Consider the following 17,675-nt stretch of genomic DNA (forward strand, 5'->3'; position numbering starts at 1 on the left):
TCAGGAGGGTCGCCGTGGGGCATGTAGAGCGTATCCAGGAAGATGCCGTCGTGGCCGGTCAGGCAACGGCAAAGTACCGTGCACGGGGGGTGCCAGGTGACTGGTTCGTGGACCCTGCGGATCCCGGGGCTGCGGAGCGGTACAACCGTGATGCCAGCGGCCTCCTCGAAGACCAGGCCACGGCATTCCTTGCGGCGCATGAAGCCCTCCTGGCCGGGGGACAGGACCCCGAAGACGAACTTGATCCGCCCATGGAAGTGCGCGCACCTGAAACCGTGCAGCCCGTCTGGATCGGACTGCCGTTCCAGCAGGACTTCGACGACGAAGGCGAGCTTGGGTGGCAGACTGACGCCTTGTGCGCCCAGACGGATCCGGAAGCGTTCTTCCCGGAGAAGGGCGGCTCCACCCGCGACGCCAAAAAGGTGTGCGGTGCCTGCAACGTACGGTCCCAGTGCCTCGAATATGCCCTGGCCAACGACGAACGGTTTGGCATCTGGGGAGGCCTGTCTGAGCGTGAGCGCCGGCGGCTGAGGAAGCGAGCAATCTAATTCACCAGGATGTCCTTGTCACTGCCGTTGTGGTCGCCCATAACGGCAGTGACTACCTGCCCAGAACCTTGTCAGCCCTGGCGGACCAGACCCGGCCCGTGGACCGCGCCATTGGCGTGGACACAGGCTCCCGCGATAACTCCCGCGCCCTGCTTGAGCGGGCGATGGGTGCGGCCAGCGTGGTCAGCCATGACCGCGGCAAAGGCGGCATGGGAGCCGCGGTGTCCGCCGGACTGGCGGCGCCGGCCGCCCGGAAGGCCAGCACCGAAGACGGCAGGCAGGAATGGATCTGGCTGCTGCATGACGACGCCGCCCCCGCCCCCGAAGCGCTGGCCGAACTGCTGGGCGCGGTGGAGCGGGCACCCTCCGTCACCGTCGCAGGCTGCAAACAGCTGGACTGGCACTCGGAACGCAGCCTGATCGACGTCGGACTCTCCACCAGCCGCTGGGCCGAGCGGCTCACCCTGATCGATGCCGACGAACTCGACCAGGGTCAGTACGACGGCCGCAGCGATACGTTCGCCGTCAATTCCGCGGGCATGCTGGTCCGCCGCGACATCTGGGAGCAGCTGGGCGGCTTCGACCCCGCACTCCCCGGCAGCGGCGACGACGTCGACTTCTGCTGGCGCAACCGCCTGGCGGGCCACCGGGTGGTGGTGGTTCCCGCGGCGCGCATGTTCCATGTAAGCCACAGGCCACACGCTTTGGGCAACCCGGCAGCGGCACGGAAGGCGCAGGTCCACCTGCGGCTGAAGCACGCCCCGGCATGGATGGTTCCCGTCCATGCCGTTGGCGCACTCCTTGGCAGCCTCTTCAGACTGGTAGTGAGTATTGCGCTGAAGGACCCGGGCCACGGTATTACCCAGTTCCTTGCCACTTTCGCTGCCCTGGGCAGGCCCCGGGCAGTGGTCCGTGCACGGCGGACGGCCCGGCAGACGCGCCGGATCCGCCGGTCAGTCATCCGCAAGCTGCAAACACCGCGGCGGGAAGTCTGGAGCCACCGGCGGTCCCTGATGGAAGCCATCGGCTCGGACGGCAGCCAGGCTGACGACCTCGAGCAGGACCCGCTGGCACACCAGCCCAGCGGTGACGCTTCCGACGATTTTGCCGCCCTGGCAACCACCAAACGCGGTTGGGTGGGCAACGGTGCCCTCGCGGCGGTCATCGTTGCTTCCGTGGCATCGCTGCTCGGCCTGGCAGGGCTTTTCCGCGCCGATGCGGTAGCCGGCGGTGCCCTGATCCCTGTGTCGTCCGCGCTCGGGGATATCTGGAACCACGCGTCCAACTGGTGGATCACGCTCGGCGCTGGTCTTCCGGGCAAAGGAGACCCGTTCGGCTACGTCCTGTGGCTTATCGGCGTCCTCGGCGGCGGCGACGGCAACGCTGCCATGGCCTGGCTGCTGCTCCTGGGTACGCCGCTGTCCGCCCTCGCGGCCTGGTTCGCAGCCGGAGGGCTGACGGTCCGCCGCCGGCTCCGCCTCACCGCAGCCCTTTTCTGGGCGGCCGCGCCTGCGCTGCAGGCAGCCCTGAACCAGGGGCGCGTCGGCGCCCTGGTGGCGCATGTCATGATCCCGCTCTTTGTCCTCGCCCTGCTGCGTGCCACCGGGTCGGCCGTGGGCCATGGGCGCTTTTCCCTCCCTGCGCCGGCTGACCGGCGCGGCGATAGACCCCCGGTCAGGCCCGGAATCAACGGTACGCCGTCATGGACCGCGGCCGCGGCAGCGGGCCTCGCCATGGCCGTCGTTACCGCTGCTGCCCCCTCACTCCTGGTCCCCGCCGCGGCGGTAGTCGTGTTCTGCGGGGTCGTGCTGGGCCGCCGCGGCCGCACCGTCTGGTGGGCGCTGCTGCCAAGTGCCGCGCTCTTCGTCCCGTTCGGCCTGTCCGTACTGGACAAGCCTCGGGCGCTCCTGGCAGATCCCGGCCTGCCGCTGGGCTTCGATGCAGCGCCGCTCTGGCAGCAGATCCTGGGCCAGCCGCTGGAGTTTGCGCCGGATAAAGGCCTGGATGGACTGCCCTACTTCCAGGACGGGACCCTGCCCTGGGCCCTGCTGCTGGCACTCCTCCTGGCCGTCCCGGTCCTGGCGCTTGCCGTCGCCGGGCTGTTCAGCGGACACCGGGCCACGAAGGCGAAGGTGCTGTGGGCCGCAGCCCTGGTTGCCTTGGCAGGAGGCTGGCTCGCTTCACATGTCGCCGTCGCCATGGACGCTGACACCCTGGTGACGCCCTTTACGGGTCCTGTGGTTTCTGCTGCCTCGTTTGCGTTCCTGGGCGCCGCGCTCCTCGGTGCCGAACAACTCCTCACCGTGGCGGACAAGGCGGCAGCCGGCCCGGCCAGGCGGAGGACGGCCGTGCGCTCGGCCTTGGCTTTTGGCATGGTGCTGCTCCTCGTTGGCCCGTTGGCCGGGATGGCCGCCTGGTCCGCCCGGAACCTGCTTCGCCCGGCAACTGTTTCGGCCGCCGGGTCCCCGGCCGAGCCGCCCGCCGTGACGGGCACTGCCGAGCCCGGGGATTCCGGTTGGGGTACCCACCGGCTTGTCGAGGCTGCCAGCCCGCGCACCCTTCCCGCGACGGCCATTGACCGTGGAACCGGGCCGGAGCAGACACGGACGCTCCTGATCAGCACGGGCGAAAACGGCACGTTTGACGCCGCCCTGATGCGCGGGGCCGGTACCACGCTGGACGGCCTTTCTGCTGTCGCCGCCGCGCGCAACATCCTGGGTGCGCCCGGGGCCGAAACGGTCCGCGATGACGACGACGTCACCACAGCGGTCCGCCGGTCCGTCGCAACGCTGGTGGCCGGGCAGGGAGTGGACCCCCGCAGCGACCTCGAACAGCTCGGTGTGGGCTTTGTGGTCCTCCGGTCCGCTGACACGGCAGCCCAGCTCACCGCAAGCAGGATGGACGCGGTACCCGGCCTGGTGGCTGTGGGGCAGACCGACGTCGGATGGCTTTGGCGGGTCACCCCCCTCAACCAGCCGGTACTGCAGCCCGCTGACATAGCCCACCGGGTCCGGATCGTGAATGCCCAGGGCGCAACGGTCGCGCTGGTCCCGTCCGCGTTCGACGGCGTCGACGCCCCGGTCCCGGCAGGGCCCGAGGGCCGCCTGGCGGTCCTGGCGGAGCGGGCGGACCCCGGCTGGAGCGCATGGCTCGACGGCCGGAAGCTGACGTCCACCACGTCCGAATGGTCGCAGGCCTTCACGCTGCCCGCTTCCGGCGGCCAGCTGACCATCCGGTACGAAAACCCGTGGGCCCCCTGGGCAGGAATTGCCCAGGGCGTCGTGTTCGGGCTGACCATCATGCTGGCCATACCCATGCCCGCCCGGCGGCCGCGGACCGGCCTTTCCCGTGACGAGGGTTCCCTGCGTAAGGAACAGCAGAATGCATGAGCACACCATGTCCGCAGAGACCGCCGGGACTGAACAGATCCCCGGCGGGCCGGAGGCTGAACGTCCCGGCCGCAAGCGCCGTCCCGGTGCCCTCACCGGCGCCGCCACCGCAGCACTCGTCCTTGCCGGAACCGGCGCAGTGGTGGCCGCCGGGTCGGTGCTCCCTGCCCCCGAATCCGCACGCACCATTCCGGCTGCGGTGGCAGCCGTCCCGGCAGGGGAAAGCGTTGGGGTATGTCCCGGGCCGGCCCGGCTGCTGGAAGGCACGGAGGCAGGAACCGATCCGCAGTTCAGCCCGGTATCGGCCACAGCCGCCACCAGCGTGACCGCTGCCGTCCTTGGCGCATCCGGCGTGCTGCCGGCCAGCCGGTTGTCACAGCTGGACGGAAAGACCGCCGCTGATATCGCCGGAGACCCCGGACAGCCACCGGCCGAAGGGACCCGCCAGGAACTGCTGGCAGGCACCGTGGCCAGCCGGTCGGTGGACCAGATGACAGTGCTGAGTGCCGATGCCCTGGCCAACCAGCAGGCTTCCGCCGCTGGTGCCATGAAGTTCAGTGCCACCGACGGCGACCTGCAGGGAAGCGCTGCGGCCAACTGCCAGCAGCCCTCCAACGACCAGTGGCTGGCCGGAGCCAGCACCACGGTGGGTCGCGCCTCGGTATTGCTCCTCACCAACGCCTCCAGCACACCGGCCACCGTCAGCCTGGAACTCTTCGGCGGTGGCGGACAGATCCAGGCGCCCGGCAGCCGCGGCCTGCTGGTGGCTCCCGGCACCACACGATCCGTGGTGCTGGCAGGCCTGGCGCCGGGGGAGGAACAGCTCAGCGTTCGGGTACGGAGCGCCGGTGGTCCCGTGGCGGCGGCCATCCAGCAAAGCGTCCTGCGCGGGCTGACACCCGGAGGCGTGGATTTCATCGCCCCCGGTGCCGCTCCGGCCGTGCGCCAGGTCATGACAGGCGTGGATATCCAGGACCCGGCGGGAATTTCCGCGCTGACCGGAAAGTCAGGCTACGAGGACGCGGGGCCCGCCCTGCACGTCACGGTTCCCGGTGCCGCTGATGCGGTCGTGGAGGTCAAACTGTACGGCCGGGACGGCCAGAAGCCACTTCCCTCCGGCGGGGTAATCACGGCCAAAGCCGGCGCCGTCACCGAAATTTCCCTGGCGGGCATTCCGGCGGGCCACTACACCGTGTCGGCGGAGTCCGACGTCTCCTTCGTTGCCTCGACGCGCATCAGCCGCGGCCTCCAGGAGGACCAGCCGGCCGACGTCGCCTGGGCCGCCTCAGGAGTGCGGCTGGGCAGCCAGCACGTGGTGCCGGTTCCCCGTGGCGGGAGCCGCCAGTTGGTCTTTGGCGCCTTGGGCACCCGGGCCAGCATCAGCTACTCCGCCATCACGGCGGACGGGAAGGTACGCGCGCCGGCCACGGCCGATATTGCCGGCGGAACCACCGCGACCATTGCCGTACCGGACAAGGCCGACGACGCCGACGTGGTGGGCTATGTCGTGTCGGCATCGGGCGATGCCGCCTACGGCGCAGTGCTGGTCCAGCAGGACGGCCGGAACGACGTCGCCACCCTCGCCTTCCAGCCGGCAGCCGCAGGGCAGGAAACCGTGCCGGTCACCATCAGCTACTAGACGTGCCGGCCAGGCCGGCGCCGGTGCAACGGCGGCGGCCCGCCCGAGGGGGCGGGCGTCAGTAGCGGCGCCGGTACACAGGGTCCAGGGTTTCGGGGGCCACGCCCAGCATTTCAGCGGTGTGCTCCACCACGACGTCATGGACCAGGTCCTGCAGTTCCTCAACCCCGGGGCATGCCTGTTCCACCACCCGGCGATACACCGTGATCATCGGTCCATCCTCATCGGTGGCGGGGGAGTAGGACCCATGGGGACCGGCGCCGAACTGGCAGCCAGGAGTTCCAGGTCCGGGGGGATCTCGTCGACGCCGAACCTGACACCGTCCAGGGTCTTCCCCCAGATGTCGTGCAGCCGCTGTGCGGAGTCCAGGACCATGTCATCAAAGCGGTCCGAGCGGGTCCGGTACCCGGGATGCGTGGGCAGCATCACCTCACCCCGGAGGCCGCGCCCATGGCGGTTCCGCCGGCGCTGCATGAAGCTCCTGCCTGCGGACTCTCCACCCTGGTCCTTGCGGGCATCCGGGTCAGCCAACCGGACCGTAAAGCCTGATTTCTGGTTCGATGACTGCATACATTGACTGTAAACCCGGGAAATGATTAACGCGATAGATTCCCCTTGAGGCGAAGACGCGTCACGTCCGGGGCGGCAATGCGGCTTTTTGGCGGCGGCAGCGAGTAGTCTGGGATGTCGTGGGAGCTATCCGTCAGTGTTCAAGATCTGCCTGCCGCCAGTCAGCGGTGGCTACCCTGACGTACGTGTACGCGGACTCCACCGCCGTCCTCGGTCCCTTGGCCACCTACGCTGAACCGCATTGCTACGATCTCTGCGAGCAGCACGCCGATTCGCTCACAGTGCCCCGTGGCTGGGAGGTGCTGAGGCTGGCCATGCCGTCCACGCCGCAGCAGCCCGGCCCCGATGACCTGCTCGCCCTCGCCAACGCGGTCAGGGACGCGGCGGCACTGCCTGTCCAGGCCCAGCAGCAGCCGGCGCAGCGCGGCCCGCACGCCGCACTGGAAGCCCCGGCCGGCACCGAGGGTACCCGCCGGGGCCACCTGCGCGTCCTGCGCGAGCCGTCCTGAAGCCGGTCTGGCGGTACGCTGGAACCTGCACACCAGTCCGCTACCGGCGCCAGCGCGCCCGCCAGGGAGCATGAACCCAATGCCAAAGATTAGTCCTGAACTGCTGTCCGTCCTGCGTTGCCCCGTGACGGGTTCACCCCTGGTCCAGGACGGCGACGAGCTGGTGGCCACCGCCGCCGCGGAAAGCGGCGCAAAGCCCCGCTACGCCATCGAGGACGGCATCCCGCTCCTCCTGCCGCCGGAGTTGCTGGCCGCGGCTACGTCGGCGGGCTCGGACCAGCACGATTCCGACCGTCATCAGCCCGGACAGGCCGCTTCCGCCGTCTAGCGCCGCACGGCTTCCCCCGCACTCATTGGCGCCGCAGGCGCCAGAACACCGCGTCGTCCAGCACGGACACAGCAGCACCGGATACAGCAAAGGACCACCATGACTTTCGACTACAAAGTTGCCGACATCTCCCTGGCTGAAGCAGGGCGCCACCAGATCCGCCTGGCCGAGCATGAAATGCCCGGCCTCATGTCCCTGCGCGAGGAATTCGGCGCCAGCCAGCCGCTGAAGGGTGCCCGGATCGCCGGTTCGCTGCATATGACCGTGCAGACCGCCGTCCTGATCGAAACACTGACCGCGCTGGGTGCTGAGGTTCGCTGGGCCTCATGCAACATCTTCTCCACCCAGGACGAAGCCGCGGCAGCCGTCGTCGTGGGCAACGGCACCCCGGAGGACCCGCAGGGCGTGCCGGTCTTCGCCTGGAAGGGCGAAACGCTTGAGGAATACTGGTGGACTGCCGAACAGATCCTCACCTGGCCCGGCGCGGAATCCAACCCCGAGCTGGGTCCCAACATGATCCTCGACGACGGCGGCGACGCCACCATGCTGGTGCACAAGGGCGTGGAATTCGAAGCGGCCGGCAACGTCCCGTCCGCCGGTCCCACGGACTCGGAGGAATACGGCATCTTCCTCGACGTCATCCGCCGCTCGATCGCAGCAGACCCGCAGAAGTGGACCCGCACCGCCTCCACCATCAAGGGCGTCAGCGAGGAAACCACCACCGGTGTCCACCGCCTGTACCAGCTCGCTGAGCAGGGAAAGCTGCTGTTTCCCGCAATCAACGTCAATGACTCGGTCACCAAGAGCAAGTTCGACAACAAGTACGGAATCCGGCACTCCCTGCCCGACGGCATCAACCGGGCCACGGACGTCCTCATGGGCGGCAAGGTCGCCGTCGTCTGCGGCTACGGCGACGTCGGAAAGGGCGCCGCGGAGGCGCTGCGCGGCCAGGGATCACGTGTGATCGTGACCGAAATCGACCCCATCTGCGCGCTGCAGGCAGCGATGGACGGTTACCAGGTGGCCCGGCTCGAAACCGTCCTTGCCCAGGGCGACATCTTCATCACCACCACGGGCAACAAGGACGTCATCATGGCCGGGCACATGGCCGGGATGAAGAACAAGGCCATCGTCGGCAACATCGGGCACTTCGACAACGAGATCGACATGGCCGGGCTGGCAAGGACCCCCGGCATCAAGAAGGTGGAGATCAAGCCGCAGGTGCACGAATGGGTGTTCGAGGCCGGAACCGACGCGGAACGTTCCATCATCGTGCTGTCCGAAGGCCGCCTGCTGAACCTGGGCAACGCCACCGGGCACCCGTCCTTCGTGATGAGCAACTCCTTCGCAAACCAGGTCATCGCCCAGGTCGAGCTGTGGACCAAGAAGGACCAGGCCGACGGCCGGCGCGAGTACGAGAACCAGGTGTACGTCCTGCCCAAGGTCCTGGACGAGAAGGTGGCCCGGCTGCACCTCGACGCCCTGGGCGTGGAGCTGACCGAGCTGACCAAGGACCAGGCCGAGTACCTGGACATCGACGTCGCCGGCCCGTACAAGCCCGAGCACTATCGTTACTAAGAAGTAAAGTACCCGGGTGCCCCGAGCACCCGGGTCGTTACTTCCAACCCCTAGGATCGGAACATGGAGCCGGAAGCCCAGCCGCGCCGCCCGCGGACAGCAAAAAAGATTCTCATCGTCGCCGTCGTCTGCCTCCTGGCAGCTGTCGGCGGCGTTTTCGCTGCCGTCGCACCGGGACTCGCCGGCGCGGTGCTGGAATCGGAAGCCGGCTCCGCCGTCCGGACCTCCCCGGGCCTGGCCGCCCCCGTCGTCGCCCCGGTGAAGTCGGACGCGGCGCCCGCGAACGGTGCCAAGCAGGTCAACCCCGCGGCCCCGGTATCGCTCAAGGTCAGCAACGGCACCATCGAGCGTGTGACGTTGACCAGTACGTCGGGTGAAACGGTGGAAGGCAGCATTGACGCGGCCGGCACCGGGTGGACCGCTGCCGGTCCGCTCAAGTTCAACACCGACTACAGCTACACCTATGTGGTGAAGGACGGCGCCGGCCGCGAAACAAGCACCACCCAGTCCTTCAGCACTGTCTCCAGTTCGCATGAGGCCGACGCCGCCATCTACCCGCTGGACGGCATGAAGGTGGGCGTGGGACAGCCGCTGCAGATTATCTTCAGCGAACCCGTCCTCAACCGGGACGCCGTGGAAAAGGCCATCAAGATCACCAGCAGCGCCGGCCAGGTGGGTGCGTTCCACTGGCACAGCGACAAGATGGTCCGGTACCGCGCCGAGGGTTTCTGGGTTGCCAACTCCACCATCTCGATGGACATGCAGCTGTTCGGCGTGGACCTGGGCAACGGCCAGATAGCGAACTTCAACAAGAAGGTCAACATCGCGATCGGTGACAAGAAGGTGGCCGTGGCTGACGCCGCAGCCCACACCTTCACCCTCAGCATCAATGACCAGCCGGTCAAGACCTTGCCGGTGAGCATGGGCGACAAGCGCTTCCCGTCGGCACGCGGCTACGGGGTGTTGATGGAGAAGAAGCGCTACGACCATTTCCGTGCCTCCAGCATCGGCTTGAAGCCGGACGATCCCGCGTACTACGGGGACGTGGATGTGGAGTACACCATCCGCCTCACGCTCAGCGGCGCATATATCCACCAGGCACTCGAATCGGCCTACCCCTTCATCGGCAACACGAACGTTTCACACGGCTGCATCGGATTCGCTCCCGACGGCGCTGCCTGGGTCTTCGACAACATGGGCACCGGGGACGTGGTGCATATCGTGAACACCGAAGGTGACTTCGCAGCGCACGACGACGGCTTCGGGGACTGGAACATCCCCTGGAGCGAGTACGACAACTGACGTCAGCTGCTGAACGGCAACCGGTGCAGGCGCTCGCCCGCCTCCGTGTTGCGGCGGCGCAGCTGCGTCAGCCTGGCGAGTTCGCGGGAACGGCGTTCGGCAACGACGGCGGCAAGGAAGTCGTCCGCGCTGGTCCCCGCCGGCGGGGGCGGGGCCACATGGGCAGCCAGTTCGGTGGCAATCGACGCCGCCATTCCGGCGCGTGACAGAGGTGCCATCCGGTGGGCCTGGCGGATGAACTGGGAAGCCCGTCGGGCCGTTGCGTCGGGAATTCTTCCAATATCCGCATGCGCTGCCCAGGCGTGCAGCCGTGGCGGGACGAAGACGGGAACTGCTTCTTCCACCGGCACCCGGGTGCGGATGGCATGGGTTCCCGCCAGCAGGTCGCCCAGCCGGCGCGATTTGTCGTTGAAGAGCGCCACCGCCAGCGCGAGCCCGCCCAGGGTCAGGTAGACCTCCAGGAACCCGGTGAGGCCGCGGATGAGGGCATGCCGGAAGCGGATGGCACCGCCGTCGTCCCGGACCACCCGCAACCCTGCTGCCAGCTTGCCCAGGGACAGGCCCCGGCTCAGGGTTTCCACTGCCACCGGGAGGATCACCAGGCAGAAGATAACGCTGGACAGGACCAGCGCACGCATGGCTGCCTCATCCAGGTCTTCGCCGGCCGCCGCCAGGCCAATGAGGATCACCACCAGCAGCACGGCGTGGAAGAGGACGTCGAGGACAAGCCCCAGCGCACGCGCGCCAAACGAGGCGGGGCGCAGTTCCAGGACCACTGCCTCGCCGGTGACGATCGACCCCACAGCAGGTACCCCCTCGCGGCTGACGGTGCGGACGGTCAAAGTCTAGTGCCGTGCCGCTAGGCTGGTCGCGTGGATATGGACGCCTTCTCCGCGGTGAACGGGGACAAGTGGGCACGGCTGCACGAACTCGCCGCCAAGGGCAGGCTCAGCGGGCGGGAAGCCGATGAGCTGTTGGCCCTCTACCAGTCCGCGTCCTCCAACCTGTCCCTGATCCGTTCAATTGCCCCCGAAAGCGGCCTGTCCGCCTCGCTTTCTGCCACGCTTGCGCTGGCCAGGACCAGGTTCACCGGCGCGCGGTCCAATCCGATGGCCGACCTGGCACGGTTCTTCGTGGTGGCGCTCCCGGCCGCTTTCTACCGGCTCACCTGGCTCACCCTTGCCTGCGGGCTGGCGTTCGTTGCCATCGGCGCCGCCTATGCGCTCTGGATTGGAACATCCCCCGAAGCCCTGCGGGCGGTGGCTTCCGAGGCCGCCGCCAGGCAGTACGTGGAGGAGGACTTCATCGACTACTACTCCGAGAACCCGGCAGCGTCCTTCGCCGGCGCGGTGTGGACGAACAACGCCTGGATCAGCGCCCAGGCGGTGGCGCTGGGCATCACCGGCATCTGGGTACCCATGATCCTGTACGGCAACGCGCAGGGCGTGGGGATTGCGGCAGGAGTCTTCGCCGCTGCCGGAAAGTCCGACGTCTTCTTCAGCTACATCCTGCCGCACGGCCTGATGGAACTCACCGCCGTCTTTATCGCGTGCGCTGCCGGCCTGCGGATCTTCTGGGCCATGGTCTCGCCCGGTCCCCGGACCAGGGGCCGCGCGGTGGCCGAGGAAGGCAGGTCGCTGATCACGGTGGCACTGGGCCTGGTCCTGGTCCTCTTTGCCTCCGGCCTCGTCGAAGCGTATGTCACGCCCAGCCCGCTTCCGGTGTGGGCCAAGATCGGCATTGGGGCGGCCGTCCTGGCTGCCTACTGGGTGTACGTCCTGGTGTGGGGGCGGCGCGCCTACCTGGCCGGGGAACGTGGCGACCTGCGCCGCGAAGATGCCGGGTATACGGAAATCGCTGCCTGAATCGTTGTAATCCGGCCGGGGTGGTTCCTCGCTCCGCGTTAGCCCCGGACTGTAGGCTCGTGAACAGATAAAACGTGCGCCAGCAGACCCTGGCGCGGCGTGTCAACCCTACGGAAGTGACGCTGCTGTGAAAGACGAAACACCGGCCCGCGCCAAGAGCGCCGCGCCGCAGCCGGAACCGTTCCTGGATACGTCCGGCGACTCCGACGAGCCCGCCTTTTCGTGGCTGACCCCGGCCGGTACGGACCCTGCCCGGACCGCAGGCGAACCCGGCTCCACCGAAGACCCGTCCGCCGCTGCCGGTTCAACTGCCGTTCCGGGGAATTCCGGAGGAGAGCCGGAGTCCGGAAATTCCCAGCCGGACAGCAGGGCCGGCCGGAAAGCGGCCGAGGCAGCTGCCCTGCCTTCCGACAGGACCGCACCTTCCGGGACTGAACCTTCTCCTGACACCGCACGTTCTTCCGGGGCTGAAGCTTCGGACGACTCCGAAGCACCCGGCCGCGAAAGCACGCCGGTCTTCCGGGAAACCCTCGAAACCTCGGCCCTGCAGGTGCGTCCGCCGCAGGAAGAGGTGGAACGGCGCAACGCGGAGCGGGAGAGCGCGGCCAACGCCAAACCGGTGGCCCCGCGGGTCATGCAGGTCCTGCTGGCCATCATCTTCCCGGTGGTGCTCCTGGTCCTCGCCGTGCGAGCGGTGACCAGCCCGCTGTTCCTGTGGGTGGAATACAACCGCCCCGGCTTCCCGGGCGACGGGTACGGTTTCAGCACGGATGACCGGATGACGTATGGCTCCTACGCCGTCGACTATTTGAGCAACTGGTCAGGCCCCCGGTACCTTGGCGACCTGGTGCACCGCAGCGGGGACAAGCTGTTCAAGGACGGCGAAGTCAGCCACATGGCGGACGTCAAGCTGGTCATCCTGTCCACTTTCGGTGCAGGGGTTCTCCTGCTCCTCCTGGGCCTCATCGCTGTCCTCTACCTCCGGAAGCGCAGCACGGGGGGAGTCCGCCGTGGCCTGTTCGCCGGCTCCATCGTCACCCTGGTCCTCATCCTGGGCCTTGGCACACTGGCGTTCCTGGGCTGGCAGCAATTCTTCACCGAGTTCCACCGGATCTTCTTCGCGGATGGCTCCTGGACCTTCAGCCTGGACGACACCCTGATCCGGCTGTTCCCCGGCCAGTTCTGGATCGATGCCGGCATCGTCATCGCCGGCCTGGTGCTGCTGACGGCGCTGGTGACGCTCATCCTCACCTGGCCGACGCGCCGCCGCCGCGGCCTGCCGCCCAAGGAGACGGCGGCCGATCAGGCGTAGAGCCTGGCAATCTCCGCCTGGAAGTCCTGCACGACGGCGGACCGCTTCAGTTTCAGCGAAGGGGTCAAATGCCCTGACTCGACCGTGAACTCCGCGTCCAGCAGTGTAAAGGAACGGATGGATTCGGCCTTGGATACCAGCTGGTTGGCGTGGTCCACGGCATCCTGCACCGCTTCCAGCACGCCGGGATCGGATGTTGCTTCCCGGACCGTCAGGGGCGGAAGGCCGCGCTCGGAACGCCAGTTCTCGAGTCCTTCCGGATCGAGGGTCACCAGGGCCGAGACGAACGGCCTGCCGTCTCCGACAACCACGGCATGGCCCACCAGCGGGTGTGCCCGGATCACTTCCTCGAGCGGTCCCGGAGCCACATTCTTTCCGCCCGCGGTAACCAGCAGGTCCTTTTTCCGCCCTGTCACCGTGAGGAACCCGTCGGCGTCCAGCACCCCAAGGTCCCCGGTGCGGAAAAGCCGTCCACGAAGGCCTCGGCGTTGGCGGCCGCATTCCCGTGGTAGCCCTTGAAGACGCCGATGCCCTTGACCAGGATTTCGCCGTCTTCGGCCACCCGGATGGTGGTGCCGGGGATCGGGATCCCCACCGACCCCACCCGTGTCCGCGACGGGGTGTTGGCCGTGCACGGCGCGGTGGTCTCGGTCAGGCCGTAGCCCTCCAGCACCGGGATGCCCGCGCCGCGGAAGAAGTGGGCGTCATCGTGGGCCAGGGGGCTCGCACCGGACACGGTGTACCCCACCTGCCCACCGAAGGCCTGCCGGAGCCGGGGATACAGGAGACGGTCGAACAATCCGTGCCGTATCCTGCACATCAGTCCCGGGCCGGTACCCTCGCCGCGGCTTTGCTTGTCCAGGTCCCGGGAGTAGGCAATGGCAGCGGCCGAGGCGGCCTGGAACAGCCTGCCCTTGCCGGTCACCACTGCCTTGTGGGCGGCCGTTGCCCGGACCTTTTCGAAGATCCGCGGGACCACCAGCAGGAACGTGGGCTTGAAGGTCCCCAGATCCTCCAGGAGCTGGGCCGCGCCAGGGGTATGTCCCAGCGTTGCGCCCGCCGTCAGGCATACCACCTGGACCGCCCGCGCCAAAACATGGGCAAGCGGCAGGAACATGAGCGTGCGCGCCTGGTCCTGGACCAGCAGTTCCGGAAGGAACGCGACGATGTTCTTGGCCACCAGGGCGAAGTTTCCATGGGTGATCTCGCAGCCCTTGGGATTGCCCGTGGTGCCCGAGGTGTATACGAGGGACGCGACGTCGTCCAACCCCGCACGGCTGCGGTGCCGCTCAAGCTCGGCGTCACTGACCCCGGCGCCGGCAGCGGCGAGGCTGGCGAGGTTGGGGGCCTCGCCGTCGCTGTCCATCCGTACCACGTTCACCAGCCGGTCCCGGAGCGGGGGTGAGCCGGCAACAACCCCGGTAACGAGTTCCGCCATCGCCCGGTCCTGGGCGAAGACACGCCGGACGCCCGCATCCCGAATGATCCACTCCACCTGCCGGGTGGATGAGGTCTCATAGATGGGGACGGTCACGCCGCCCGCGAACCAGATTGCGAAGTCCACCAGCGTCCATTCGTAGGATGTGGCGGACATAACGGCCACGGTGTCGCCGGGCTCAAGCCCGCCGGCAATCAGCCCCTTGGCCAGGGCGCTGACATCCTGCAGGAACTTTGCCGCCGGAACATCCACCCAGCCATTGGGGCCCTTGCGCCGGTAGAGGGCGTGGGCGGGATTGGCGGCGTGCTGCTCCAGCAGCAGGTCCGTGACGTTGCTGCCGGCATCGAGCTCCACCAGCAGTTCCGTGCTTGCTTCTCTCACAGCAGGTCTCCGTTCCGCTGCCAGGCCGCGGCAGCGGCTTCGATCGGGTCTGATTGCAATCCTGCCCTAGATCCAGGAAGGCATCCACATCCGCACCCGCCAGGCGTCGTAGGGGATGACCTCGGCTGCCCAGATGGGGTAGAAGAAGGACGAGAGCAGGACGGCCGCCGCCACGAACAGGGCCACCAGGTACAGGCCCGCGCGGCGCCGCCATGGCGGGTCCCCGGCCCGCCCCAGGACCAGGCCCAGGCAATATGCGAGGGCCAGGACCAGGAACGGCTCGAAGGAGACGGCGTAGAAGTAGAACATGGTCCGCTCCGGGTAGAGGAACCACGGAAGGTACCCGGCGCCGACGCCGGCGAGGATTGCACCGGCCCGCCAGTCACGCCGGCCAGCCCACCAGAACAGCAGGACCACGAGGGATATGACGGCGGCCCACCAGATCAGGGGGTTGCCCACGGACAGGATGGCTGAGGTGCATTTCGCTACGGCACATCCCGGCGTGCCCTGCTCCGGGGATTCATAGAAGAACGACGTCGGCCTGCCGAGTACCAGCCAGCTCCAGGCACTTGCCTCATACGGGTGCTCGGAGCCGAGGCCCTGGTGGAACGTGTAGGCCTCGCGGTGGTAGTGGGCGAGGGACCTGATGGAGTCCGGCAGCCAGCCCCATTCAGCGGACGGATTGCTCTCCGCCCAGCGGCGAAAGTAGGCATCCTCCGAGCGGAACCAGCCGGTCCAGGTAGCCCCGTACACCAGGAATGCCACGGGGACGGTGCTGAGGAACGCCGGAATCCCGTCCTTGATGGCCCCGCCGCTGATCCAGCCGCGGATTCCTGCCACGCGCCGGGCACTGAGGTCCCAGATGACTGTGAGGAGGCCAAATCCGGCCAGGAAGAACAGCCCGGACCATTTGGTGCCCACAGCGAGTCCCAGGCAGATTCCGGCCGCCAGCCGCCACCAGCGGATCCCGAGCCAGGGACCGGTCAACAGCATTTGGGGCGGCGGCTGTCCGCCGTTCCGGGCCGCCGCCTGCGCCAGGCGTGCGGCGAGCCGGCGCCGCCCATCGTCCCGGTCCAGCAGCAGGGCACCGAAGGCAGCGAGGATCCAGAACATCAGGAAGATGTCCAGCAGGGAAGTCCTGGACATCACCAGGTGGTGCCCGTCCACGGCAAGGAGCAGGCCGGCGGCGCCGGCCAGCGGGAGGGACCGGAACAGTTTCAGGGCTATCAGGGCCAGGAGCAAGATGGAAAGGGTGCCGGTGAACGCTGCAGCGAACCGCCAGCCAAAGGAATTGTCCGCGCCGAACAGGGCCATCCCGGCGGCGATCATCCACTTGCCCACCGGCGGATGGACCACGTATTCGGGGGAGGGGAGCAGCACCGACGGATCGCCGGCGTTGAAGGAATCGTTCGCCTTGTCCGGCCAGTTGCGCTCATAGCCGCTGATGAGGAACGAGTACGCGTCCTTGACGTAGTACGTTTCGTCAAAGACCAGCTTGTGCGGGGCGTCCAGCCGGACGAAGCGGAGGATCCCGCCGGCCACCGCCGTCAGCACCGGAACCAGCAGCATCCACAGCCGCAGCGACGGCGGGTAGTCCCGCCAGGAGCGCACTTCCCCGAGGAGCCGTGCGTACAGCGCTTCGCGTGTGAAGGCCTCTGCCGGGCGGCTGATCCATGGCCGGCCCGCCGGGCCGCCTTCCATCGGGGTTTCCCCTCCGCTGGTTGGTGCCTCCGGGGAGTCCTGGCCGGGGGCGGGGGGAGCGGGATGTCCGGCGCTGAGCCGTGCAGCTTCCTGCGGCTGCGTCGAGGTCTGCGTCACGAGCCCATGCTACCTTTTGCGGCTGGCAGTCCCCCCGGCAGTAGGCTGGAGGCGTGGACCCTCACCCCAGCACCCCGCCAGAATCCGGCCCGGCAGCGGCAGGACGCATCATCCTGGCCGCCACTCCGATCGGAAACACGGGCGACGCCTCCGCCCGGCTGGTGGAACTGCTGGCGACAGCGGACATCGTTGCCGCTGAAGACACCCGCCGCCTGCACCGGCTGGTGCAAAGCCTCGGCATCACGGTGGCGGGGCGGATCATCAGCTACCACGAGCACAATGAGGCGGCCAAGACCTCGGAACTGCTGGACCAGGTCAGGACCGGCAGCACGCTGGTGATGGTGACTGACGCCGGCATGCCGTCCGTGTCCGATCCCGGCTTCCGGCTGGTGGAAGGCGCAGTGGCCGCCGGACTGACGGTAACGGCGGTTCCCGGGCCTTCCGCCGTCCTGACGGCGCTGGCCCTCTCCGGCCTGCCGACTGACCGTTTCTGTTTCGAAGGTTTCCTTCCCCGGAAAGCGGGCGAACGGGCAGCCCGGCTGGCCGAGCTTGCCGGCGAACGCCGCACCATGGTCTTTTTCGAGGCGCCGCACCGGCTTGAGGCCATGCTCCGGGCGCTCAAGGAACGTTTCGGGGCGGACCGGCGGGTGGCTGTCTGCCGCGAACTGACCAAAACCTACGAGGAAGTCCTCCGCGGCCCGCTCGGCGAGCTCCTGCAGTGGGCGGAAAACTCCGACGTCAGGGGCGAGATCGCCGTCGTGGTGGCCGGTGCGCCGGAACAGGCAGCGGGCACCCCCGAGGACCACGTCGCGGCGGTGAACGACCTGGTGGCCCAGGGCATCCGGCTCAAGGAAGCCGTGGCCGCTGTTGCCGAGGACGTCCGGGTAAGCAAACGGGAGCTCTATTCCGCCGTGCTGGCGGCCCGCTGACAGGCGCCTGGAAGCCTGCAGGTTCTGCTGTGCAGGTGCACAGCAGAACGCGGGCCGGGCAGTGCGCAG

General features: G+C 68.1%; 12 protein-coding genes and 2 pseudogenes. 10 read left to right on the forward strand and 4 right to left on the reverse strand.

Annotation, left to right across the window (positions count from 1 at the left end; all coding sequences use genetic code 11):
• The first annotated feature begins 14 nt into the window (after positions 1-14).
• The 3 genes from G205_RS22285 to G205_RS00205 are packed head-to-tail and all read left to right on the forward strand — an operon-like array spanning position 15 to position 5,576.
• Positions 15-548: a WhiB family transcriptional regulator gene (locus G205_RS22285; RefSeq protein WP_009356239.1), complete on the forward strand. Its 534-nt coding sequence runs from the start codon at positions 15-17 to the stop codon at positions 546-548.
• A gap of 29 nt (positions 549-577) precedes the next feature.
• Positions 578-3,937: a glycosyltransferase family 2 protein gene (locus G205_RS00200; protein WP_009356240.1), complete on the forward strand. Its 3,360-nt coding sequence runs from the start codon at positions 578-580 to the stop codon at positions 3,935-3,937.
• On the forward strand, positions 3,930-5,576 hold the full coding sequence (locus G205_RS00205; protein WP_009356241.1) for a DUF5719 family protein: 1,647 nt from the start codon (positions 3,930-3,932) through the stop codon (positions 5,574-5,576). Before G205_RS00200 ends, G205_RS00205 begins: the two co-directional genes overlap by 8 nt.
• A gap of 58 nt (positions 5,577-5,634) precedes the next feature.
• Here the strand turns inward: G205_RS00205 and G205_RS00210 are convergent.
• Positions 5,635-6,146: pseudogene (locus G205_RS00210) on the reverse strand (metallopeptidase family protein).
• 119 nt (positions 6,147-6,265) lie between these two features.
• Between G205_RS00210 and G205_RS00215 the strand changes: the two are divergent.
• The 4 genes from G205_RS00215 to G205_RS00230 all read left to right on the forward strand — a co-directional run bounded on the left by G205_RS00215 (position 6,266) and on the right by G205_RS00230 (position 9,863).
• Positions 6,266-6,655 (forward strand): DUF3499 domain-containing protein, encoded by a 390-nt coding sequence (locus G205_RS00215; protein WP_035751569.1) that lies wholly within the window; start codon positions 6,266-6,268, stop codon positions 6,653-6,655.
• A gap of 79 nt (positions 6,656-6,734) precedes the next feature.
• Positions 6,735-6,983 (forward strand): Trm112 family protein, encoded by a 249-nt coding sequence (locus G205_RS00220; RefSeq protein ID WP_009356243.1) that lies wholly within the window; start codon positions 6,735-6,737, stop codon positions 6,981-6,983.
• Positions 6,984-7,082: 99 nt separating this feature from the next.
• Complete coding sequence (gene ahcY / locus G205_RS00225; RefSeq protein WP_009356244.1) at positions 7,083-8,561, forward strand: adenosylhomocysteinase; 1,479 nt, start codon at positions 7,083-7,085, stop codon at positions 8,559-8,561.
• 63 nt (positions 8,562-8,624) lie between these two features.
• The gene (locus G205_RS00230) at positions 8,625-9,863 is read left to right on the forward strand and encodes a L,D-transpeptidase (RefSeq protein ID WP_009356245.1); all 1,239 of its coding nucleotides are present in this window, start codon (positions 8,625-8,627) and stop codon (positions 9,861-9,863) included.
• A gap of 2 nt (positions 9,864-9,865) precedes the next feature.
• On the opposite strand, the gene G205_RS00235 is transcribed toward G205_RS00230, so the two are convergent.
• Entirely contained in the window at positions 9,866-10,666 is an 801-nt protein-coding gene (locus G205_RS00235) for an RDD family protein (protein WP_009356246.1), read from the reverse strand.
• A gap of 69 nt (positions 10,667-10,735) precedes the next feature.
• Here G205_RS00235 and G205_RS00240 point away from each other — a divergent pair, with 69 nt between their 5' ends.
• Together G205_RS00240 and G205_RS00245 are read left to right on the forward strand one after the other, a co-directional pair.
• Positions 10,736-11,728 (forward strand): stage II sporulation protein M, encoded by a 993-nt coding sequence (locus tag G205_RS00240; RefSeq protein ID WP_200859116.1) that lies wholly within the window; start codon positions 10,736-10,738, stop codon positions 11,726-11,728.
• A 127-nt stretch (positions 11,729-11,855) separates the two neighbouring features.
• Entirely contained in the window at positions 11,856-13,040 is a 1,185-nt protein-coding gene (locus G205_RS00245) for a TIGR01906 family membrane protein (protein WP_009356248.1), read from the forward strand.
• On the opposite strand, the pseudogene G205_RS00250 reads toward G205_RS00245, so the two are convergent.
• A pseudogene (locus tag G205_RS00250) lies at positions 13,031-14,859 on the reverse strand (AMP-dependent synthetase/ligase). The gene G205_RS00245 and the pseudogene G205_RS00250 sit on opposite strands and share 10 nt — an antisense overlap.
• 66 nt (positions 14,860-14,925) lie before the next feature.
• Positions 14,926-16,677 (reverse strand): dolichyl-phosphate-mannose--protein mannosyltransferase, encoded by a 1,752-nt coding sequence (locus tag G205_RS00255; RefSeq protein WP_009356249.1) that lies wholly within the window; start codon positions 16,675-16,677, stop codon positions 14,926-14,928.
• Positions 16,678-16,730: 53 nt separating this feature from the next.
• Between G205_RS00255 and rsmI the strand changes: the two genes are divergently transcribed.
• Positions 16,731-17,606, forward strand: a complete 876-nt coding sequence (gene rsmI / locus G205_RS00260; RefSeq protein ID WP_009356250.1) for a 16S rRNA (cytidine(1402)-2'-O)-methyltransferase — start codon at positions 16,731-16,733, stop codon at positions 17,604-17,606.
• Positions 17,607-17,675: the final 69 nt, after the last annotated feature.

This window comes from Arthrobacter nitrophenolicus (assembly GCF_000332815.1).
GTDB lineage: Bacteria > Actinomycetota > Actinomycetes > Actinomycetales > Micrococcaceae > Arthrobacter > Arthrobacter nitrophenolicus.

Coding starts and splice junctions, on each gene's coding strand:
- G205_RS00205 (WP_009356241.1), top strand. CDS start 3,930: ATGCATGAGCACACCATGTCCGCAGAGACCGCCGGGACTGAACAGATC.
- G205_RS00220 (WP_009356243.1), top strand. CDS start 6,735: ATGCCAAAGATTAGTCCTGAACTGCTGTCCGTCCTGCGTTGCCCCGTG.
- ahcY (WP_009356244.1), top strand. CDS start 7,083: ATGACTTTCGACTACAAAGTTGCCGACATCTCCCTGGCTGAAGCAGGG.
- G205_RS00230 (WP_009356245.1), top strand. CDS start 8,625: ATGGAGCCGGAAGCCCAGCCGCGCCGCCCGCGGACAGCAAAAAAGATT.